Origin of the sequence: Bifidobacterium erythrocebi (assembly GCF_012932675.1) — a bacterium.
GTDB lineage: Bacteria > Actinomycetota > Actinomycetes > Actinomycetales > Bifidobacteriaceae > Bifidobacterium > Bifidobacterium erythrocebi.
In genome coordinates this window covers 1-22,959 of record NZ_JAAIIF010000018.1, presented here as the reverse complement: position 1 = coordinate 22,959, position 22,959 = coordinate 1, and the positions used below count along the sequence as shown (strand labels likewise).

Genomic DNA, 22,959 nt, shown 5'->3' with positions numbered 1-22,959 from the left:
TATGGAATTTCCCCAGTATGGGCACGTCGGTCCGAGTCGACCACGCGCCCTTTCGGCTGTCATGGCCGTGATATGCAGCGTGGCCATGATCGCGGCCACATTCATCACCGCGCCATTCGCCATGGCCGATCAGGATGGCGGTATGCGCATCGAGATCGACGATTCCAAGTCGGTCGGCAACTGGAACATCTCCCAGAAAGGCCAGGTCGTCGATCTTGCCGTCGGGCAACGCGTGCAGCTCAGCGTATGGAACTATCAGGGCAGCGGGCAGAAGATCAAGTTCAACACCGTTCAGTGGTATATCAACGGTCAGCCGATTACCCTGGCCAAATACAATAGCGATTCGGGCCAATGGGACACGGTTCAGCGCGACACCGACGAACTCCACGCCGCTGTCGGTCTTACCGACGTCAACGGCGCTCTGACGGCTTTGCGCGAAGGCGAGGCCACGCTTACCGCAAAAGGTGCCATGAGCGGCGGCCCGGTCGAGACCGCAACCGCTCGGTTCAGGGTGCACAAGACCAAGTTCAAGCTCGTGCGCAGCTTGGATTCCAAGGAAGTCACGACCTCAGATACCACCCAACTCACCGCCGGCGAAGACATGAGGCTGAAGTACTATCCCACCTTCGATGGCGATGGCACGACAGCGCAGAACAAGAAGTACAGCTACGAGTTCTCCACGTCCATGTGGAACAATCCGAGCTCATATCAAAAGAAGGGCGGCGATGGCAGGTACTACACCATTCGTGCGGATGGATGGCGTTCGTCCGGCCCGGCATTCGACTTCAACGGCCAAGAGAATCCCATGACCAGCGAAGTAACGGTGCGCGCACTGGTCAAGGGGCAGGCCACGATCTCCGTCGGCGCTCTGTTCATATTCAGACATGATGTCGAAGTGACCAATCCGACCACCGGAAAGAAAACCTTCACACAGCAGACCGACGAGCTGGGAAGAGTCTCCGCTTCCACCAAGGTGGAGGCCGGCACGCCGAACGTCTCCGTGCAATACGGCTCGAATACCAGCCCCATCGAGGTTCGCAGCGGCAGCACCCTGAATCTGGGCGTGGGCGAGATCGTGCAGTTCAGCTATTCGATCGCCCCGCTGCACCCGGCGTACGCCACGCAGCATTCCGCGCATTGGGATTCCAATGACCGATCCGTGGCCACCATAGATTCTGACAATTCCCGCAAGCTCACCGCCGTCAATGCCGGCACCAGCTCCATCACCGCATCCATCGGCGGAGTGCTGTTCCCCTTCACCGCGTCGGTGAACGAGCCCAAACTGACCTTGAGCTACCAGGGCAAACTGGCGGTAGACGCCACGAACGGCACGATCGTGCTCACTGCAGGCGAATCCGCCGATCTGAACCTCGGCTACGCACCAAGGCATGACTACACGTCGTTGAATTCCGTCTCGTGGGCTTCGTCCGACGCCAGCGTGGCGACGGTGAACGCCACCTCGTCGGTGAGCGCTACCGGAACAACGCCCAAGACCACCATCACGGCCAAGACTCCCGGCACGGTGACCATTACCGGCGATCTTGCAGGGCGAACCGTGGAAACCACCGTCAAGGTGGTCGATGCCACGCTCGCCATCGTACGTGACACCCATCAGGACACGGCCGATCGCAGCGATGATACGCAGGTCTCCGTCACCGGCAAGACGGTGGAGGTGACGCCCGGCGAGAACTTCAGGCTGTACACCAAGATCACGCCGGCGCACGATTACGCAAGCTTCCCCAGCAGCGTGACCCGTACCGCCTGGTCCGAAGATGCGCACAATAGCGTCATCGACTTGCGTACGAGCGGCGACACCGCAACGATCTATGGTCTGAGCGCGCTCGGCCAGGCAAACGCCAAGGCGACAGTCACCGCCAGGGCCGGCGGCAAGGAGGTCACGACCACCGTCTCCGTGGTCAAGCCCCAGCTCAAGCTGACCACAACCGAACGCGATGCGCAGAACAACGACATCGTGAAGGACGTGACCGGCAAGGAGTTCCAGCTTGACCGCAACAAGTCCAAGCGGCTTACCGCGGTGGCGTCCCCGCTGCACAAGGATTACGCCAAGATGGACATGAGCAAGGTCGCATGGTCGTCCAACGTGCCGTCCGTCGCCTCCACGTCACGAACCAACGGAGAATACGTCGACGTGCAGGGCAAGGGCGAAGGCTCCACCGCGATCAACGCCTCCCTCGACAATGTGACCGCCAGCGCGACGGCGAAGGTCGTCATCCCGATCAGGTCCATACAGACCCCCACACCGGTTTCGACCTACGCGGGCAAAGCCCCGAACCTGCCCCAAACCGTGCATGTTACGTGGGATAACGGCAAGGAAACGGACGAAACCGTCAACTGGGACAAGGTGCAGGCCGATCAATACGCCAAAGCCGGCAGCTTCAGCGTCAACGGTACCGTGAAGGGCTATTCCGGAACCGTGCGCGTGACGGTGCGGGTGCTTGGCATGAGAAGCTACGATCCTGTCAACGTGGCCACCAAGACCGGCACCGCACCGACGCTCCCCGCCACCGTCAAGGTGACATGGACCGACGGCAACCAGACAACGGAGAAGGTGACCTGGGATTCCGTGGCGCTCAGTCAATACCGAAACCCCGGAACGTTCAAGGTCTACGGCAAGCTTGTCGGATCCGATATCCAGGTGTATGCCACGGTGACCGTGAGCGCGTACATCCTGACCTTCGATGCGAACGGCGGCTCGGTTTCGCCCCAGTCCCGCGGAGTGGCCTATGGCGAAAAGTACGGTGAACTGCCCGTCGCAACCCGTTCGGGGTATTCGTTCCTTGGATGGTATACCGCAAGATCCGGCGGTGAGCAGGTGACGAAGGACAACGTGATGGGTGCGGCCGACGTGACCGTATACGCCCATTGGAAGGTGAACATCACGTTCCGCGATGTGTCTTCGTCCACGCCTCATTCGGCGGATATCGCTTGGGCTGCCGAATCGGGCATCAGCACAGGTTGGGTCGAGTCGGACGGCACGCGCACGTTCCGCGGCATGGACACGGTCAAGCGTCAGGACATGGCCGCGTTCCTGCGCCGAGAGGCGATTCGCATGGGGGTCTCCGACGCGGCCGACTGGAAGCCTTCCGCCGGCGACTGGGCCAAGTTCCGCGACGTGAACCGCAGCACTCCGCACGCGGAGGACATCCTCTGGCTTGCCCATTCCGGCATCGCGCAGGGCTATCCGGACGGCACGTTCCGCGGCATGACGCCCGTGTACCGTCAGGACATGGCCGCGTTCCTGCATCGTCTCGCCTCCAAGGGAGGCAGGGGCAACGATGTGAGGCCGCGTGGTTTCCGCGACGTGACCAACGGCACCCCGCACGCGGACGATATCCGATGGCTGGGCGGTTCCGGCGTATCCACCGGCTATCCGGACGGCACCTACCGCGGCATGGTGAGCGTGTACCGCCAGGACATGGCCGCGTTCCTGCATCGTCTTGACTCACTGAACTGACGATTCTGCGCGAAACGGAACCCCGTTGAAGGAAACCTTCAGCGGGGTTCCGTTGTTTGACGGGCCTTGCATACGTCTTCCGGAATCGCTACCGTTTCAACAAGTCGTAGTATCCGATGGATCAGTTGGCATGAAATATCGGTGTGAGATAACAGCGATGGGGATAGAGATGAGAAAGAAGATGCTGTTGCGCCGGGTTTGCGCAATCGTGGCTGCCGTAGTGGCTTTGACTGCGTGCCCGTCCCCGTATGCTGCCTATGGATCTGAACGCCAGGATGCCGAGTATCCGGATGAACTGTTGCTTGGCGTCTTCACCCAGTCAAGGTTGGATTCGACCGACATGTTGTATGTGAGCCGCGATGGTGTGCATATGGAGTTCGCCGGTTCCGCATTCCGCGACAGCACCCCGGAATATGATTCGGTGGACGAGTCCGGTCGTGAGAGTGTTGACGGACAATTTACATTGGTGAACCCATCGATCATGTGGCATGGTGGACGCTTCTGGCTTTTGGGCAACCACCATAATTGCGATGTTGCCAATGCCGTTTGCCTTGTTGCATCAAGCAGTACGGATTTGCGAAGCTGGACGAAACAGACGATTATCCGCGTCCCTGTAGAGGGCGGCCTTCCTCCAAACAACGGTAAGGATTTCGACGCGGTTGCGGCCGATTGGGCAGAGGATCCTGCGACTCACAAGGTCTATGCCGTCGTCTCCTTGGGGAATTACGGTGCGTTTCACGGGAAGAAGGGTGATGATATGCGCCCGTATCTTATTCCTTTCACGGCATTGCAAGCGAATAACGTAGTTCTCTCTAAGGCGATGCGTATTCATCTACCGTATAAGGATGACCACGATCGGATTGACGGAAGCCTTTATTTTGAAAACGGAAAGGTCTTCTACTCCGTCAAGCGGGATGGCGTCAATAACGAGTTGTGGAGCATAGGCGATCTTAGGCAAAGCGGCGACGCATCGAAATGGACGCGGATCGGCTCGGATCTGGCCCTGTATCACGAGGCTCCAAGCTTGACTTATTTCCATGGCCGCTATAGGTACTATTTTGACCGGCTGAGCGTATATCCGTCCGGGCGATCGGCGAAGAAGATGACGGGCACGTATGTCATGTCATCCAAATCACTGTCGGAAGGCTGGAGCGGTCTGCAGCAGCTTATCGCATATAACTCCGAAGGCACCGTTCTGTCGAAGTACGAGCAGGGTGCCGCGAATACAACCGATGGGCCCAGGCACGGTACAGTGATCACGCTTCGTGATCCGCGTGCCATTCGTATCGCTATGAAAGCGAGGAATTCACATTCTTGGTCGGGGTCTATGCCGGAAGATACCGAATTCAACGATGTGTATGCCCGTTCACATGTGTTGGGAGATACCGATACGGTTGCCACCCCGCATGATGGTGATATCGTATGGCTCGCCGATAAGCGTATTTCCATGGGATACGGTGATGGGTCATTTCGGCCTGATGCAAGGATCAAGCGTCAGGATATGGCTGCATTCCTGCGTCGTGAGGCGGTATTGCGTGGTATCGGTGATGCCGCTTCCTGGAAGCCCGGCGAAAAGGATTGGGCGGCGTTCTCCGATGTCGACCGGCATACCCCGCATGCCGAGGACATATTGTGGCTTGCCCATACGGGCATCAGCACCGGTTGGCGAGAGAACGATGGCTCCTATACGTTCCGTGGAACGAACGCGGTGAAGCGTCAGGATATGGCCGCTTTTCTGCATCGTCTGGCAGTCGGGGGAAGCGTTACCACCAGTGGCGCTGCATCGAACATCGTTTTCACGGATGTAAAGGATTCGACTCCGCATGCCAAGGATGTCCGCTGGCTTGGTGCTGTTGGCATTAGCCAGGGGTACAGGAATTCTGATGGGAGTTGGCGTTTCGGCGGTACAGCTTCGGTGCTTCGCCAGGATATGGCTGCTTTTCTGCATCGGCTGGACGGTCTGTTCGCTTCCTGAGCGAACGGTGATCTCGCACGGTGCGACGGGCGAAGACGAGTCGTTACCTGTGCCGAGTGCAAGGGAGCTGATGGTAGGCTGGGCTAAAGTCAGAGGATTTCTAGTTAGAAGGTGCCACTATGCTCGTTGACTTGAGTCGCCCAGTATGGAAGCCGTCTCTTGCTTCGTGCGCGATTTTGCCGCTTTTTGTAAAATCGCCTTCATACTCTGGGGTCGGAGCGGATTCCCTGACTATCGGCTCGCATAGTTATGCGGATTTCATGACATACTTCGGGGCGTTCTCGCTTAAGAAATGGCGTCTGTATACAGGGGTCGGTGATCTCATGCCGGTATTGGTGCTTGAATCCAGCTCTCCGGTGCATATCACTTTGACCGAAATGCTGTATCGCCGACTCGAGAAACGGGTCATCCGCGAAGTCGATGATGCGCCTTTGCGCACCCAGGACGGCTGGTATCGCTACGTGGTGAGTTATCCGGAAGGGCTTGATGCCCAGCTGGTTGCGTTCACGGTGACAACGGGTGATGCCTCTGCTTCGTTGCGAAACGTCTCATATTGCGCGGACGTGCCGAAGCGCCGCGATGTCCGCATCGAGATAGCGACGACTACCTATCTCAAGGAGCAGCAGGTCACGAATAACATTGACATGATCCGCAGGGAACTCTTGGAACAAGAGGAGTGGAGGGATCGTTTCCATCTGACCGTGGTGGACAACGGACGTACGTTGCCCGATTCGGTATGTGCCGGGAACCCGGCTATAACGCTCATTCCAAACGGAAATGTGGGCGGCGCCGGCGGATTCGCCGCAGGAATGATGCATGCTGTGGAATCCGGATGGGCCACGCACGTCCTCCTCATGGACGACGACGTTACCGTATGCCCCGAGTCGTTCAAGCGTTCGCTGAGATTGCTGGAATACGCCAGCGACGAGTATGCGACGGCGACGATTGCCGGAGCCATGCTGTCCACAGCGAATTTCGAGATGCAGCAGGAAGACATCGGTGTGATAAGGCCAGAGCGAAGCCTCAGGCCGTTCAAGCCGCGGCTCATTATGGATCGGGAATACGATATTACGTTTAACGAGGAGCTCATCCCCGCATCAGGCACCGAAGGACTGTACTCCGCATGGTGGTACTCCTGTTTCCCGGTACAGCGCATAAAGGAGAATGGTCTGCCGATTCCTCTGTTCTACCGCAGGGATGATGTGGAATATGCGACCCGAATCCAGGAAAAGGAACCTCTCAAATTCATCACGTTGAACGGTGTCTGCGTATGGCATGACGCATTCGATCTGCGTTGGAATGCCGCCGTAGAGGTTTATCTGGCTACGCGTAACATGCTTATTCAGGAGGCCTTCACGCCCGATGCCGGCTATAGCATGCCGGCCATGATTCAGCTTATGCGGGACAATCTGATTAAGCATGGCAGACGTTTCGACTACGCTTCCATGGAACTGACCTGCGACGCCATCGAGGATTACCTCAAGGGCCCTGAATATTACCGTCATCCCGTTGGCGAAAAGCTATTCAAGCAGGCACGTGCCAAGGCCGAGAAACTGCAACCGTTGGCTCAGGTTCCTGGGGCGCCCGACGCCATCGATATTTTCGAACTTGAACAGACCGCCAATGATGAGAATGTCGTTCCCGAAGTCGTAGAGCCAGTCGAGACGGGAAACGGGGGCATCGTCCGCCGCATCGCGCGCAGAATCACAAGAAGCGTGCGACCGCAGAAGACGGAGACAGCGCCCAGGCAGGAAAGCTTCGACCGCAACAAAATGGTGATCATCCCCAACGATGGGTGGTGCCGACCATGGCGGATCATGCAGCATGCAGGCAAGGCGCTCGCCGTTGATACGACCGGCCAGCATGCGGTGATGCGCGTGCGCGATGACCAGCGAAACGCGGAATTGAGAAATCGTTTTGAGCATTTGGCACAGCAGTTGTCGGAAGACACCACGGTTCGTCAGGCGTACCGGGATAGCCGCGAGGAGATGACATCCTTCGAATTCTGGCACGGATATCTTGAGGAAGCAAAGCGATGAGGTCGATACTGCGCTCCTTGCATATCCATGCAAGGAAGGACACGGAAGATTCTCGCCAGGAACAGACCCCGAAGGCGTTTTATCTGATTGCCGAGCCGGGGTACCCGAACTACGGTGATGAATTGATTGCCGGCGAATGGCTTTCCTTGCTTGGAAAGTACTATCCGGAGATTCCGGTTGTAGTGGACTGTGCCCGGCCTGGGCCTGCTGCCGTGATTCTGAAGGATAAGCACCCGCACGCCATCTTTACGGATACGCTACGTAGGTTAGGTACTGAGAATCCATTCCCCTACGACGGTCCGATCGATGATATAGCCGGTTTCGTCGGTGAGGCGTTGAACGATGAAGGCATCGCGCCGAACTATGCAAGTGGTATCAGATTGCTGCAGCATGGTGTGCAAAGTATCCATATGCTTGGCGGTGGCTATATGCGGGGGGATTGGACCTGTAATTTGTCCCGTCTGGCCGTTGGGCCGTGGGCACATGAACGGAAAATACCGGTGGCTGCAACCGGGTTGGGCTTGATGCCTATCGAGGGGGACTCCCTCAGATTCGCACAGCAGGCGGCCATGTCATTCGATGTCTTTACCGTACGTGATGTCCCGACCCGGACCGCCTTGCTGGGAGGTTCCACGGTCGATGCGGCGAATACCGTGAAAGTGGCTCCGGACGATTGTTTCGTCAATGGTTTGGAAGATTGCTATGCCTCCCCCGAGGGACTGCCGGACGTGATGGTATGCGTCCAATCTGATTTCGTAACAGAGCAGCAGGCCCTTTTCGAGCAGGTCAGACGTACCTTGGAATGCTGGGGTGTGGAAAAGGATGCTGCCATAGGTGTGGTGGAATGCAACCCGCGCATCGATTATCCGGTACTTCCTTATCTGTCGGAACATGGTTATTCCAATCTTCGGTTCTTCCCGATCATTGATGTATTGGAAAAGGGCTTCCCCGCACGTGCTGGGCAACGATGGTTGTCCACGCGGTACCATCCGCACATTCTTGCGGCTGCAAAGGGATGTTCGGGATCATTCATATCGGTCGATTCCGGCTATTACGACGTCAAGCATGATGCTGTTATACGGATGGGCTCCCATTGGACCAGAAACACGATAGGGGAGAAGCCCGCGGCTCCTGGTGCCGGATTTGAGCAAAATGGCTTGGTCAAGGAACATTCCGCTGAAATCAGGCGGAACATCCATGCCCTATACCCTCGGATTCCTGTGAACGGTGCATAAAGGTTCCGACTCGGCATGGAACCGGTGGGTGGTTTAGGTGGGCTTGTACAGTTGTTCCTGTTACATTGGGAAGTTGACGTTTTGAAACAAGGATGAGGTGGTAGGCGGATGCCGACTATGAAATTTGCAAATATCCTTCTGGAGACGAACCCTCGCTCTGTCGCTTACCCGGCGCTGTACTGCCGCTCCGATCAGCCGGTTGTCTTCGACGAGCAGCTTGGCGAGTGGAAGATGTTCAATGCGGGAACCTTCGACTTCAGCACGTATTTCAATTCCTTGTCCGTAATGAAGCTGCGGAAGTACACGCGTGCGACGAGCTTCATGCTGCATCTTGAGCTTAAGGGCGCTGCCTGCGAGGTGCAGCAGACCATGGGTGACGCTTTCGCGCATGATCCGCTGCCCGTCGAAGGGGCTTCGAAGACGCTGAGCGCTTCCGACGACTGGCAGGTTGTTGATCTGCCGCTCACCATCACCGATGACATGGTGATTGTCGGCTTCCTCATCAAGGCGGAGGGTGCGGTCGCCATCCGTAACAGCTACTACGAGCTTGGCATCGATGGTGAGCTGAACGACGTTGAGCTGGTGCTGTCCACCACCACCTTCAAGAAGGAAGCGTTCATCGAACGCAACATTGGCCTGGTTAAGGATCAGATCATCAACTCCGGTGATCCGATCGCCGACCACTTCCATATGTATGTGATCGATAATGGCCGCACTCTTGACGCCGAGAAGCTGAGCGGAAATCGCGTTCAGGTCGTGCCGAACGACAACGTCGGTGGTGCCGGCGGCTTTACCCGTGGCATGATCACCGCCATGGAACAGGATCCGAAGGCCACGAACATCCTGCTTATGGACGATGACGTCGCGGTCTCCCCGGAAAGCATCAAGCGTACCTATAACCTGCTGCGTATTCTCAAGCCCGAGCACCGCAATGACATGATCAGCGGCGCGATGCTGAACTACGAGATCGGCGAGGATCAGTGGGAAGACATCGGCAACATGACCCAGCAGGGCACCTTTGCCGGTTGCAAGCCGCCGCTGCGTCTGACCCTGTTCGAAGATCTGGTGTACAACGAGATGTACACGCCGACCAAGTGGCAGCGGAACAACATGTATGCCGCATGGTGGTACTGCTGCATTCCGATTTCCGTGATCGAGAAGAACGGTCTGCCCCTTCCCGTGTTTGTCCGTTGCGACGATGCCGAGTACGGCATTCGCTGCAAGACCGGATTCATCACCATGAATAGCCTGTGCGTATGGCACATGTCGTTCTTCGAGCGCTATAACGCGGCGGTGGAACGCTACCAGACCACCCGTAACACGATGATCGCGCAGGCGACGTGCGGCATGGCCCCGAAGGCCGACTTCATGTATGAGCTGCACAACAACATCCGTCTGGAGCTGAAGAAATTCGGTTACGCCAATGCCGAGCTGTGTCTTGATGCCTTTGAGGACTTCCTGAAGGGCCCTGAATTCATCAAGAAGTCCGGCCAGGCGGAGAAGAGCTTCATGGCTGCGAATCGCAACAAGGAGCAGCTTGTGGACTTCGTGACTCTCCAGTCCCAGATCGACGCCGATGCCGAACTGGACGGTCTGCGTATCAAGGACATCGATCGCCAGCTAATCGATGGGGATAAGCCGCGTAGTATGCCTGAGCGATTGGAAGACCTCATCACTGACAACAACCAGCGCTTTTTCAAGAAGGACGGCACCGGCTATGCCGTCATCCCGCTGCAGGGATGGCTGTACCCGGCCGGCGCGATCCGTGGCAAGCACAAGCTTGTTGTTCTCGATTGGTACAACCGCAAGGGCATCATCCGCACCAAGGATGTGAAGCGTTACCAGGAGATCAAGAAGCGCTATGCAAGGGATCTCAAGTACTACAAGGCGAATATCGAGCGTCTGCGTAAGGAATACGCCGCCGCCCGCAAGGAGCTGACCTCGGTGAAATACTGGAAGCATTACCTCAAGATGGACTGATAACGGGCACTTGTGCTGTGCAGGAACTTGAATGTTCAAGAACCTGCACAGCATTTTCGTTTAAAGGCAACTGAAATGCCTGGAAATGGGAACGGCTTTACCCGCCAAGTGATGCCGATTTGTTGCTCCCCATCCCCAATGGAATGGGCACTGATAAGATACTGCCTGTGAAACAGTTGGCGAAAAATATAAAAAACAGGTACGGGTATGCGTGGACCGTGCTGCGGGGTCTAGTAAAAACAGATTTCAAGCTACGTTACCAGGGGTCTTTTCTGGGAATCGCCTGGTCGGTTCTGAAACCGTTGATGATGTTCTGCGTGATGTACGTGGTCTTCGGCAAGTTCCTGCGCATGTCTGATGGAACCTCCACATATCCTGTGGTGCTGCTGCTGGGCATCAGCTCGTGGCAGTTCGTCACCGAATCCACCAACGTGGGGTTGCGTTCTGTTGTCGATCGTGGCGATCTGCTGCGAAAGATCCATTTCCCCAACTACATCGTGGTGGTTTCTGCGACAGTTGGCGCATTGATCAGCTACGCCATCAATCTGGTGGTTGTATTTGTCTTCGCACTCATCGCACGCGTGAAATTCACCTGGCGCGTCATCCTGCTGCCGTTCAGCATCGTAGAGCTGTATGCCATCACGCTGGCCCTGACGCTACTTATGGCGACGATGTACGTCTACTTCCGCGATATCGCGCATATCTGGGAAGTGCTTCAGCAGCTGGTGTTCTACGGCATGCCTATCATCTATCCGCTGACCTATGTGACCAACCGCGGTGGTTGGATCGCCGATGTGGCACGTCTTGAATTGCTGAATCCTTTTGCACAGACCATTCAGGATATTCGGCATAACTTCATTGCGCCGGAAACGCAGCCGACGATCTGGAACCAGTTCTCTAATTGGGGCGTCTGGCTTTTCCCCCTGGTTCTTACGGCCGTTCTGCTTTGGCTCGGCATTTATCTGTTCCGTCGTAATAGCCGTAAATTCGCGGAGGTCATGTGATGTCTGAAAAAAACGAGTCGGTAGAATTCGATTATTCCAAGAAGCCGGTTGTCCTTTCAGCGACGCATGTTTCCAAGAGCTTCAAATTGCCGACGGAACAGGCGACTGGTTTGAAGCAGGCCGTCATCAACTGGACCAGGGGCATCAAGGGCTATAAAAAGCAGACGGTGCTCAAGGATGTCAGCTTCGAAGTGCATCAGGGAGAGTTCTTCGGCATTGTCGGGCGCAATGGTGGCGGCAAGTCGACGTTGCTGAAGCTGATTTCCCAGATCTATTACCCCGACGAAGGCGAAATCCAGGTTCATGGCAAACTGGTGCCGTTCATCGAACTTGGCGTCGGTTTCAATCCGGAACTGACCGGTCGAGAGAACGTATACCTCAACGGGGCTTTGCTGGGCTTCACCAGGGAACAGGTCGACGCGATGTACGACGATATCGTCGAATTCGCCGAGCTTGACGAGTTCATGGATCAGAAGCTCAAGAACTACTCATCCGGCATGCAGGTTCGTCTTGCTTTTTCCGTGGCGATCAAGGCCCAGGGAGATATTCTGGTCCTTGACGAGGTTTTGGCCGTCGGCGATGAGGCTTTCCAGCGGAAGTGCAACGACTATTTCACGGAAATCAAGAAGGATCCGACGAAGACCGTGATTCTGGTCACGCATGACATGAGCGCCGTCAAGCGGTATTGCACTCGCGCCATGTTCATCCAGGATGGTGTGGTCGCCGCGATCGGCGATCGCGAGACGGTCGCCGAGAAGTACACCCTCGCCAATCTTGAAGCGGAAGAGAAGAAGCAGGAAAAGCGCAAGAAGGTCATTGCCGAAAATAAGGATGAATATCCCAATGGCTTGAATGCCCGCTGCCCGCTGCTGCGGACGTATGGCGTCTCGCCGCTGATTCTGAAGAGCTCCGATACGTTCAAGTTTGCCGTCGAGTACCAGTACGACGAGCCTGGGGATTTCTATCTGGCCATTGCATTGCATGATGTCCGGCGCGGAGGCATCACCTACGATACCGGCGCCAAGACCATCAAAATGGAAAAGCATGGACACCAGACGGTGTACTTCGAGATGCCTCTGAATCTGTTCAACGATGGCGAGTTCCGTCTAATCACGTCGCTGCGCACTCCTACGCCCGGTGACGATGCCATGACGGATGCGGTGGCGGTGGCATTGGACGAAAATGCTTGCACATTCGTGATCCGTGATGCGCGTAACCGAAATTACGCCTTGCTTAGCGACAGGGCGATGACGATTACGCAGATCGATAAGCCGGAACAGTAAAGCCGGCTGCTCCTCACGGAGTTTCTGGAGGGGGGGTATGTGCCAGATAGGGGGGCGTATACCCTCTCCCCATTGGTAATGGGCACAGATTCCTCAAGACATGCCTGTGTCGCTACGCTATCCAGCCTAAGTTGTACCCTTTTACAAAAGGTGATTTGGCATAGAGTGGCAAGTCATCTTTTTTCATGAGCATATAGGGGGTTCTTTTATGTGCTCGAAGGAAAACGAAGCGTAGGAGAAAAGAAGATGAGACGGAAATATCTTGCGTCCCTGCTGGCTGTTGCCATGCTCGCGGCGGGTGTTCCCTGTGCGCAGGCGGAAGAGCTGGATGCGAACACTGCGGACGTTACCGACAGCCAGACAATTCAGGGAGAAGCTCAGAATGCTGACTCCTCCAATGAAGCCGACGATGCGCTGAGCGCATCGTCGGATGACCAGGTCTCCGGTCGAACGGTTGAGAACATCGATAAGGGCTGGACGTTCTCCAGGGGAGACGCCAGCGTGGATGGATGGACATTCCCCACCGGCGCTTCCGAGGGGACCATCGATCTGCCGCATTCGTGGGACTATGCGCATCCTACAATGTCGTACATTCCCCAGTTCAATCAGAAGACCGTCACGTACAGCAAGCAGCTTGATGTCGCCAAGTACCATGGCAAGAACCTGTTCATCAAGTTCTACGGTTCCAACAAGAACACCACGGTGAAATCGATGGGCAGGAAGTGGGTACCCACGTCGGTGGCTATTCCGCCTTCGTCTTCGACCTGACCAAGTACGTGCAGGACAAGGATTCCGTCGCTCTTACCGTCAACGTGACCAATGTCGATACGGTTTCCATCCCGATCAATGTCGATTACACGCAGTTCTCGGGAATCTACCGTGACGTGGAACTCATCGCCCTGCCCAACCAGTACATTTCGACTGAGAACAAGGGCAGCTCCGGCGTCTTCGTGGACTATAAGCTCAACGGCAACAATGCGGCCGTGAATACGCGAGTGGATGTTACGAACAAGGCTGCGGAAGCTGCGAACCTCGTGCTGAAAACGTCCATTTCCGATAATGCCGGAAATGTTGTGAGCGAGACGAGCTCCAACATTCAGGTCAATGCCGGAGCCGAAGCCTCCGAACAGAAGCTGGATCAGCAGGTCGCCAACGTGCATCGTTGGAACGGTCGTTCCGATCCCTACCTGTATACGATGAACGTCTCCCTGCAGGATGCTGCAGGACATGTGCTGGATACGGAAAGCACGAAGATCGGTTTCCGTACGTTCAACGTTTCCAATGGCAAGGCCTATCTGAACGGCAAGCAGATCGAAATTCATGGCGTGGGCTACCACCAGGATCGTGAGGGTGTGGGTAACGCCGTCTCCCGTGATCAGATGGCCCAGGACATCGACACCATGCTCGACATGGGCGTGAACGCTGTTCGTACGTCCCATTATCCGCATGATCCCGCCTTCTACGAGATGGCCGATGAAAAGGGCCTGCTGGTATATTGCGAGATCCCGTACTACCTGATCTACTCGAAGGCCGATTCCTACAAGAACTCGATTACGAACCAGCTTTCGGAGATGATCCGTCAGGGCTACAACTATCCCTCCATCGTCATGTGGGGTGTGCAGAACGAAGTGCGCTATAGTAAGGATTTCGCGAGATACGGAGAGGACTTCAAGGTAACGGAGGCCGAGCTTGTCGCGTTTAACTCCGCATTGGTTGATCTGGCTCACCAGGAAGATCCCAACCGCCTGATCGTGCAGGCGAACATCGATGGCGCTGATGCGGTCAACACCTCTGCAAAATGGAGCTCCAAGATTGATCTCACCGGTATGAACCTTTATGTCGGTTTCAAGAGCGCAGTGAAGAGCGCTGACGCCGAGGGGCACAAGAAGCTTGTTGAATCGTTGACCACCAAGATGAACAAGTATCAGCAGGTTCTGGGTGCCGATTCGATGATGCTTTCTGAATACGGTGCCGGTGCCAACATCGACCAGCACACGGAAGTGGACGGCTCCTTCTCCTGGAATGGTGCCGAAGACGCGAACGGCGACAAGCACTACGAGGAATACCAGTCCTACCTGCTCGAAGCGTACTGGGATTACATCCAGCACAGCAATAACGTGGCCGCAAGCTTCGTCTGGAACATGTTCGACTTCTCGTCGTACCGCAATTCCGGTGGCAAGGAACGTCTCAACACCAAGGGTCTGCTTTGCTACGACCATGTGACGAAGAAGGACGCCTACTACTTCTTCAAGGCGAACTGGAACAAGAACGACAAGTTCGTGTACCTTACCAGCAAGCGGTTCATCCAGAGGAACAAGCCCACCCAGCAGATCAAGGCGTATTCGAACTGCAACAAGGCCGAGCTGTTCCTTAACGGCAAGTCCCTGGGCGAGGGCAAGAAGCAGCAGGATGGCGTGTTCGTCTGGGACAACGTGAAGCTTGCCGCCCAAACCGAGAACTCCCTCAAGGTCGTTGCCCATAACGGTTCCAAGACCTACGAGGACGCCGTTGACGGCGTGACCTATGGTATGCAGTTCGAGGACGTGAATGAGAACACGCCTCACTCCGAGGACATTCAGTGGCTCGCCGACAACGGCATCACCGAAGGCTGGGTTGACGGTAACGGCAAGCGCACGTTCCGCGGCATGGACACGGTGAAGCGCCAGGATATGGCCGCCTTCCTCTACCGTCTTGCGGGTTCCCCGGCCTACACGCCGAGCGCATCCGACAAGAACCGCTTCACGGACGTTACCGAAGACACCCCGCACGCCAAGGAAATCTGGTGGCTTGGCGCCAACGGCATCGCCGAGGGTTGGGACGATGGTTCCTTCCGCGGCATGAATACGGTGAAGCGTCAGGATATGGCCGCCTTCCTGAAGAGGCTGGCCATCAAGAACCTTGGCGTCAAGGATTCCGCCTACAACAGGAACCCGTTTGCCGATGTGAACAAGCGCACTCCGCACTACAAGGATATTCTCTGGATGGCCGGAACCGGTATCAGCGAAGGCTGGACCGAGGCTAATGGCACGAAGACCTATCGTGGCATGTCGGACGTGGTCCGCCAGGATATGGCCGCCTTCCTGCATCGTCTTGGGAACTACGCCAACACCGGTAGCGTGAAGAGCTGACGCCGCTTGCAAGCGCTGAATGATGGTTCAGGCATTCAGCGTTGCCCATGCGAGTAATGGCGGATGATAGGAAACCGCGTTTTTGCTATCGAGTCAACGTATTCGGCTCGATGGCAAAAACGCGGTTTTCCATGTGCGGAACCTCGGACCGGATTGGCGACTATGCGGTTGCAATGCTTTGGTGGGTGTGCCGTGTGGATTGGCAGTCTATCCTTGAAAGAGCAAGTGTATCTTCAAAGAAGAGAAGTGAAGATGAGAAGGAAAATACAGAGTTGCATCGCGCTGTTAGGCGCTTTATCCATGGCGGCTTCGTTCGGAGTCCAGGCTGCGTCCGCTGCCGAAACGGATTACCCGGATATGGAGGTCGGTGTCTTCTGGAACAGCGATTCGGATCGTTCCGATACGGTGTACATGTCGTACAATGGCGCTGATTTCCAGCAGATCAGCACGGCATATAAGGCCGACGGCAACGGCAGCGCGCACGTTTCCGGCAAGCCGAGCTACGTCAACGCCATTCATGATCCGAGCATCACCTATAAAGACGGTACGTTCTGGATTCTTGGTGGCTATGTGCAGAAGCAGCAGAATCTGGGATGGCGCTTTACCCCGATGATGGGGTATTCCAAGGATCTGGTGAACTGGAGCTACCCCAACAGCGGCAGCCCAACGAACCTGGCCCCCTCGGTAATGCCGTATACCAATGGTCTTAAGGATGGCCAGTATGATTCCGCAGGAACCGATGGATTCGTTGACAGCCATGGCGATATGTGGATTGTGACCACTCTCGGATACTATGGCGACTTCCACGGCAATGCGCAGAAGGATTACATGTATCCCTACATCGTCAAGGTGTCGGGATTGCAGCCTGGAGCGGACCCCGCAGTCGATCCGGGAGCACAGCCGAAGCTGAGCTACGGCAGCTTGAATCCGATCAAGCTTCCCGATACGAAGACCAGCAATTGGCTTGACCCGTCGCTGTTTGAAAAGGACGGCGTGTACTACCTCAGCATCAAGAAGAACGGCGTCACCAATCAGATCTATTCCATCGGTGACCTGTCTCAGGCGGGGAATCCTAAGGCTTGGAGTTTGGTGAACGACAATGTCGTGACCGGTTATGAGGGCCCATCTCTGACGTACTACAACGGACAGTATTTCTTCTACACTGATAAGCTCAAGGACTATCCGTACGGCAAATCCGACGGAACTGCCGGCACCTTCGTCACGCAGTCGTCCAGCCTAAAAACCGGATGGCACAACACGCGTCGTATCACCACGACCAACGTCGACGGGCGCAGTATCCCCAACAGGCACGGAACAGTGATAACCGTCACGGATCCGACTGCAAAGAAAATCGTCTGGAATGCGAGAATCCGTGCGGGATATGGCGAGTATCGCCCAGGAGCCAACGGTTGGGTGACGGAAAACGGCAAGCGCTACTGGTATGACAATGGCGTGAAGGCGGTTTCCAAAGAGGTATACGATCCTGCAAGCGACGCCTGGTACTGGTTCGATAAGGATGGCTCGCTTGCCGTGAATAAGGATGTCTATATCCCCGCCGGAAACAAGTGGGTCCGGTACGACAAGAACGGCCATATGGTCAAAGGCGAGGACTACCGGAACGGCGGCTGGTATTACTTCGACACGACCACCGGCGCAATGACCAAGGGAATGAAACATATCTCCTCCAATGGCGGCAAGTGGGTGTATTACGACTGGACGACCGGCAAGATGGCGCATGGCGAGCAGTATGTGAACTATGACGCGCAGCATACCGGCTGGTACCTGTTCGATCAGCACACCGGTGCCATGTTCCACGGCGATACGTACGTTCGCTCCAACGGAGGCAAGTGGGTTCGCTACGACTTCACTACCGGAAAAATGGTCAAGGGCTTGGACCGTCATGACAACTCGTGGTATTACTTCGACAAGACCACGGGAGCCATGCAGAAGGGCCGTGTCTGGGTTCCCGAATGGAACGCCTGGCACTGGTTCGACCAGACCACTGGACGTGGCTGAGTCTTTGGACATGAGATAAACTGGTTTTGATGCGATTGCTGGTTGATCGCATCAAAACCGGTTTTTTTATTGAGGGTAGGGGGATATGACTTGCCGCAGCATTATTCGGGGAAACATCGACGTGACCTGAAGCATGCGGAATTTCATGTCTCCGGTTATGTCCCTCTGCTGTATTGGGTTGGTGCGGTTGTATCCGGGTGCATTCTCATTTTCTATGGCAAACAGCATTGTTTCAACGATGTCATGGCACATTGGGCGCGTATTCTGCAAATCAGAGCAGGAAATATAATTCCGGTTTTTTCTGATGAATATCCCGATTGGATGATCTATCGCAATCACGGGGAAATAATAACGTTCAATAACACTGCGGTTAATGCTCCTTTCGTGTATTTCCCCAGCCTCCTTGTGCGCGGAGATTTTTCGTATCGAGCGTGGCGACGTTGATTTGCTCGGCCACTATTATCGCTGTGGCGATATGGGTTGCTAAATCCTATGCCAATATCATTCTGGCTATAGCGATTCTTCCGACCACATTTTTCTCAATGATATTTCCGACGGCCGATGCCATCACCAATAGCTACTGTCTGCTGTTCATTGCGGTTATTCTGGGCTTGTATCAGCGGGAGAGCTCTCTGCGATACAGGCATATCGTTCTGCTCTGCGTGATGGGAGTTCTGCTCGGTCAGGTCAAGATCACCTGCTCCATCATCGCGCTATTCGTATTGTTCTTGCTTCCCAAGGCTCAGGGGTATGTGAAGAAGATCGCCCTGATGCTTCCTGTTCTCGCTGCTTTTATCTCCATGTGGCTCTGGCGCGTGAGGACTTCACAGATAGCGGTTGCGCCAAATCGTGTTTCGCTGGAGAAAACGCATGAACTTGAGGGGCAGCTACTGCAATCTCCCTGGAAGATATTTCCGCTCATTGGCCGATCATTGTTTGAGCCTATGGATTTTGATACTGAGAAAATCAATGGGCAATTAGTGAATCCGAGAAGAAATCTTCAGTTCTTTACGGGAACGGAAGAAGTTCAATTGCCTTTAATTGTTATGGCGCCAGTGCTTATCGCTATTATGGTGCTTTTGATTGTGCATATGAGCTATAAATCTATAAATAAATTACAGGTTGGATTAGTAGCACTAATTATAGTTTTATATTACGTATTGTCGTGTGTGGCAATGTCGATCACATGGGTTGGGAATATAGATGTATACGCATCGGGATTGCAAAACAGGTATTTTATACCGGTATTGCCGCTTGCTGCACTGTTGATTCCCAATTTTATTAGGAGTGAACATATCAATCGCAGAACATTAGCTATTTCCGTAGCAGTGCTAACGCTGTTTTCATATATCGCTATAGTGGTCACATATGTAATTCAATGGAAATGATTTTTGGAGGGAACAGAGAAATCTCCGTTCCCTCCAAAAATCTAGTGGCTGTTATCTACTTGGCGTACCAGTGAGGGGTCTTGTTTCCGTTACGGCATTCACAGACGATAATCGTGCCGTCACCGTCGACGCGCTGCTGGCCCTTCTCGCTGTTCTTGCAGAATCGACCGCGGATGTTCTCTCCTCCAGTGTTTCCAGGCTTGGTGGTGTTGCCTGAATCCTTGCTGACATAGCGGCCGGTGACGGAATCAAAGGTCGCATACGAGTTCCATTCCGGCACCCACACACGGCCATGCGCCATGGCGCCAGTGGTCTTGTCGAAGTAATAGTAGGCGCCATCCTGATAATGTAGGCCCTTGACCATCTTTCCCGTCACCCGGTCATAGCGGACCCATTTGCCGCCATTGGACCGGATATAGGTATCGCCGTGGTACATGGCACCGGTGTGCTGATCGAACAGGTACCAGCCGGTATGCTGCGCGTCATAGTTCACATACTGCTCACCATGCGCCATCTTGCCGGTCGTCCAGTCGTAATACACCCACTTGCCACCGTTGGAACCGATGTATTTCATGCCTTTGGCCATGGCGCCGGTTGTCTTGTCGAAGTAGTACCAGCCGCCGTACCGGCAATCCTCGCCCTTGACCATATGACCGTTCGAATCGTAGCGGACCCACTTGCCGCCGTTGGAACGCAGATAGACGTCCTTGTCGTGCGCCATCGTTCCGTCGGCGTCGAGCCAGTACCAGGCGTTGGTGCCCGGATCATAGATTTCCTTTGAACGGGCCATGGTACCGGAATCGAACCAGTAATGTTCGCCGTTCTGAACGACCCAGCCGGTGTAGTCGGAACTCGGCGGCTCGACATATTCCTCTGCATTGGCCGGGGCGACCGGCAAGGCGAACATGGAAAGAGCCGCAGCCGCGGCAACGGCGTTTCGAATAATCTTCTTCCTGAGAATCATGACCATCATCTCCTTTGTGCTGGTATGACAATAAGATACTTTCGATTTTAGGTCGGAATATCGGGAAGGCGTGGATAGCATGACCTTTCTCGAAGAATTCCGCGTGCCGACTATACGCATGCGGATTGTCTAAAGTGTGATGCACCCACTACGATGAGTGGGTGAACGAAAACGGCGATAGGAGAGGAAGCATGAATCAGGAGGCTTCTATGAAGAATGCCGAATCAGGCAGCACTTGGGAAACGGTTATGCGTGTCGTATACCCGGTCAAGGATGCCGAGCAGACCCTCCCGTTGTATGCGATCGATTGGACCCGTCCGCACGTTGCGGAAACCACATTGGATTCCCGCATCGATATGCGTCGTTTGGAATTCGGATCCATGAACCAGTCCACATTGCAGCGCATGCTCCGCCATGCCGGCTCGTCCACCGGCGTCTCCTGCGATTCGTTCGAAATCAAAGGGCGTTCCGCCATGGCCTTGAAGAATCGTGGTCATATGTCCGGATGCACGTTCTTCAATGCGTTCCCTGCGGCTTATTGGCGTCGCTGGACCAGTGTGAAAACCGTGCGATTCGAAGCGACCGTTCAGGGAAACGCCAAAATCAGCGTATTCCGCTCCACAGGTCGTGGACTGATCTACCCGGTCGCGACGAAGACAACGGCTTCGGAGGCCGAAACCCGTATATGCGTAGACGTGCCAATGACGGGGCTTATGGACGGTGGATATTTCTGGTTCGATGCGGAATCCCTTGGCGGGGAAGTGGTCATTTCCGATGCCGCATGGTCCGTTCCCCGTAACGCCCGAACGGCAAAGCACGAAACGTCCATGTCCATCGCCATCACGACGTTCAATCGCGCCGCGTATTGCATGAACCAGCTGCGCGCCATTGCCGGTGCGCCGGCATTGCGTGAACGTCTGGATACGGTGTATTGCACCGATCAGGGGAGCGACTTGGTAAAGGACCAGAAAGACTTCGCCGAGGTGGCTGCCGATCTGGGGAAGCAGCTCACCTATATCCAGCAGGTGAATCTGGGCGGCTCCGGCGGCTTTTCCAGAGGCATGTACGAGACTGCCAAGGCTGGCAACAGCGATTTCGTGCTACTGCTGGACGACGATGCCATCAGTGAGCCGGAGTCCATTCTGCGTGCAATCCAGTTCTCCGATTACACGGTACGACCGGTTCTTGTGGGTGGAGGCATGTTCCACCTGGATAATCGCACCATGCTGTATACGCAGGGTGAGCGCATCAACCCGCAGCGCATGTGGATGTACCCGTCGAAGAGCATGGGGTACAACCATGATTTCTCCGTGGAACCACTTCGTGATTCGCCGGATCGCCACCAACGCATCGATGAGGATTTCAATGGCTGGTGGATGTGCCTGATTCCAGTCGCAGTGGTAAGGAAAATCGGTCTTTCAATGCCGGTATTCATCAAATTCGATGACATTGAATATGGTCTGCGTGCCAAGAAGGCAGGCTATCCGACGGTGTGTCTGCCAGGTGTGGCGGTATGGCATCAGGCATGGCACGACAAGGATCCGGCCCGTTCCTGGGAGGAATACTTCACCGAGCGTAACCGTTGGCTCGCGGCATTGATGACGTACCCAGACAGGCCGCCACGCATGCTGGTGGAGACGCTGTACGGCGATGCCAGTCTTGGGCTGCGCTTCGTATACTCCGCCATGGCATTGCATCACATGGCGTTGAGGGATATTCTTCGTGGACCGCAATATCTTGTGGATTGCTTGCCGACGAAGCTCGGCGAGGTGCGTAAGGTGCGTGCGGAATACCCTGACGCCCAGACCAAGGACAGTTTCGAGGCATTCCCCGAACCTGCCGGCGAGATTGAACCTCCCAAGAACCATCCTTCCACCATGAAGAGCCGGTACAAGGAGGCCGTTGGTCTGATCGTCAAGAGTTTCGTCAAGAAGGTCGACCCAGCCAAGGCAACTCGCCCGGACGCCGCCATTCCGGCACGTGATGCCGCTTGGACTTGGCTTGCCTTCGACCATGTGAATTCAGCTTTGGTGACTACGGCGGATGGCAACGGTGTGGCATGGCTGAAGCGGGACAACAAGCATTTCCGCAAGAGCATGATGGAAGGATACCGGCTTACGCGCAAGATTCTGAAGAATTGGAAGCGTCTGGCTGCCCAATACCAGGCTTACGGAATCACCTCCATGGATACGTGGGCAAGAATCTTTGAAGATAAGTAGTCAAGAGCGCGATTCGACCGTGTTCATTCCGGTATGCGAGTATCATGAACGCGAAACGCACATGGCTATTGTGCATTTGTAATTGACATTCGACTGTTTTGGGAAGGTTATCGTATGACTGACGCGGTGGAATACCCTGATCTGGTGATTGTGGGGGCGGGCCTGTTCGGCCTGACCGTGGCGCAGCAGGCCGTGGAGCACGCGGGCGCGAGGGTCGAGATCATCGACGTGCGCGACCACATCGGCGGCAACG

14 protein-coding genes are annotated in these 22,959 nt (G+C 55.4%); 13 read left to right on the top strand and 1 reads right to left on the bottom strand.

The genetic code is table 11. The features are described from left to right. The first annotated feature begins 85 nt into the window (after positions 1–85). The 11 genes from G1C98_RS08465 (at position 86) to G1C98_RS08415 (ending at position 19,523) form a co-directional block, all read left to right on the top strand. A complete protein-coding gene (locus G1C98_RS08465; RefSeq protein ID WP_240944986.1) occupies positions 86–3,475 on the top strand; it encodes an Ig-like domain-containing protein in 3,390 nt (1,129 codons plus the stop codon). Between the two features lie 169 nt (positions 3,476–3,644). Next, entirely contained in the window at positions 3,645–5,450 is a 1,806-nt protein-coding gene (locus G1C98_RS08460; protein ID WP_240944985.1) for an S-layer homology domain-containing protein, read from the top strand. A gap of 119 nt (positions 5,451–5,569) precedes the next feature. Further along, the gene (locus G1C98_RS08455) at positions 5,570–7,489 is read left to right on the top strand and encodes a glycosyltransferase family protein (protein ID WP_169080786.1); all 1,920 of its coding nucleotides are present in this window, start codon (positions 5,570–5,572) and stop codon (positions 7,487–7,489) included. After that, positions 7,486–8,724 (top strand): polysaccharide pyruvyl transferase family protein, encoded by a 1,239-nt coding sequence (locus tag G1C98_RS08450; RefSeq protein WP_169080785.1) that lies wholly within the window; start codon positions 7,486–7,488, stop codon positions 8,722–8,724. Before G1C98_RS08455 ends, G1C98_RS08450 begins: the two co-directional genes overlap by 4 nt. A 108-nt stretch (positions 8,725–8,832) precedes the next feature. Further along, complete coding sequence (locus tag G1C98_RS08445) at positions 8,833–10,704, top strand: glycosyltransferase family protein (RefSeq protein ID WP_169080784.1); 1,872 nt, start codon at positions 8,833–8,835, stop codon at positions 10,702–10,704. Between the two features lie 167 nt (positions 10,705–10,871). Continuing rightward, positions 10,872–11,708: an ABC transporter permease gene (locus tag G1C98_RS08440; RefSeq protein WP_169080895.1), complete on the top strand. Its 837-nt coding sequence runs from the start codon at positions 10,872–10,874 to the stop codon at positions 11,706–11,708. Then, positions 11,708–12,991: an ABC transporter ATP-binding protein gene (locus tag G1C98_RS08435; RefSeq protein ID WP_169080783.1), complete on the top strand. Its 1,284-nt coding sequence runs from the start codon at positions 11,708–11,710 to the stop codon at positions 12,989–12,991. Before G1C98_RS08440 ends, G1C98_RS08435 begins: the two co-directional genes overlap by 1 nt. 246 nt (positions 12,992–13,237) lie before the next feature. Beyond that, entirely contained in the window at positions 13,238–13,759 is a 522-nt protein-coding gene (locus G1C98_RS08430; protein WP_169080782.1) for a hypothetical protein, read from the top strand. Then, on the top strand, positions 13,699–16,119 hold the full coding sequence (locus tag G1C98_RS08425) for a glycoside hydrolase family 2 TIM barrel-domain containing protein (protein ID WP_470287747.1): 2,421 nt from the start codon (positions 13,699–13,701) through the stop codon (positions 16,117–16,119). Before G1C98_RS08430 ends, G1C98_RS08425 begins: the two co-directional genes overlap by 61 nt. Positions 16,120–16,419: 300 nt before the next feature. Next, entirely contained in the window at positions 16,420–18,135 is a 1,716-nt protein-coding gene (locus tag G1C98_RS08420; protein ID WP_169080780.1) for an N-acetylmuramoyl-L-alanine amidase family protein, read from the top strand. Positions 18,136–18,566: 431 nt separating this feature from the next. Next, positions 18,567–19,523, top strand: a complete 957-nt coding sequence (locus tag G1C98_RS08415) for a DUF2142 domain-containing protein (protein ID WP_335341304.1) — start codon at positions 18,567–18,569, stop codon at positions 19,521–19,523. Between the two features lie 55 nt (positions 19,524–19,578). Here G1C98_RS08415 and G1C98_RS08410 read toward each other — a convergent pair whose 3' ends face one another. Further along, positions 19,579–20,487, bottom strand: a complete 909-nt coding sequence (locus G1C98_RS08410) for a surface protein A (RefSeq protein WP_240944984.1) — start codon at positions 20,485–20,487, stop codon at positions 19,579–19,581. Positions 20,488–20,678: 191 nt separating this feature from the next. On the opposite strand from G1C98_RS08410, the gene G1C98_RS08405 reads away from it, so the two are divergent. Next, the gene (locus tag G1C98_RS08405) at positions 20,679–22,706 is read left to right on the top strand and encodes a glycosyltransferase (RefSeq protein WP_169080778.1); all 2,028 of its coding nucleotides are present in this window, start codon (positions 20,679–20,681) and stop codon (positions 22,704–22,706) included. A 114-nt stretch (positions 22,707–22,820) separates the two neighbouring features. Further along, positions 22,821–22,959, top strand: a 139-nt coding sequence (locus G1C98_RS08400; protein ID WP_169080777.1) for an NAD(P)-binding protein, incomplete at its 3' end; no start/stop codon positions are given.

What these genes read in the sequence shown, in the direction of transcription:
- G1C98_RS08435 (WP_169080783.1), top strand. Translation starts at nt 11,708, where the DNA reads ATGTCTGAAAAAAACGAGTCGGTAGAATTCGATTATTCCAAGAAGCCG.
- G1C98_RS08445 (WP_169080784.1), top strand. Translation starts at nt 8,833, where the DNA reads ATGCCGACTATGAAATTTGCAAATATCCTTCTGGAGACGAACCCTCGC.
- G1C98_RS08405 (WP_169080778.1), top strand. Translation starts at nt 20,679, where the DNA reads ATGAATCAGGAGGCTTCTATGAAGAATGCCGAATCAGGCAGCACTTGG.
- G1C98_RS08460 (WP_240944985.1), top strand. Translation starts at nt 3,645, where the DNA reads ATGAGAAAGAAGATGCTGTTGCGCCGGGTTTGCGCAATCGTGGCTGCC.
- G1C98_RS08455 (WP_169080786.1), top strand. Translation starts at nt 5,570, where the DNA reads ATGCTCGTTGACTTGAGTCGCCCAGTATGGAAGCCGTCTCTTGCTTCG.
- G1C98_RS08465 (WP_240944986.1), top strand. Translation starts at nt 86, where the DNA reads ATGATCGCGGCCACATTCATCACCGCGCCATTCGCCATGGCCGATCAG.
- G1C98_RS08430 (WP_169080782.1), top strand. Translation starts at nt 13,238, where the DNA reads ATGAGACGGAAATATCTTGCGTCCCTGCTGGCTGTTGCCATGCTCGCG.
- G1C98_RS08420 (WP_169080780.1), top strand. Translation starts at nt 16,420, where the DNA reads ATGGCGGCTTCGTTCGGAGTCCAGGCTGCGTCCGCTGCCGAAACGGAT.
- G1C98_RS08450 (WP_169080785.1), top strand. Translation starts at nt 7,486, where the DNA reads ATGAGGTCGATACTGCGCTCCTTGCATATCCATGCAAGGAAGGACACG.
- G1C98_RS08410 (WP_240944984.1), bottom strand. Translation starts at nt 20,487, where the DNA reads ATGATTCTCAGGAAGAAGATTATTCGAAACGCCGTTGCCGCGGCTGCG.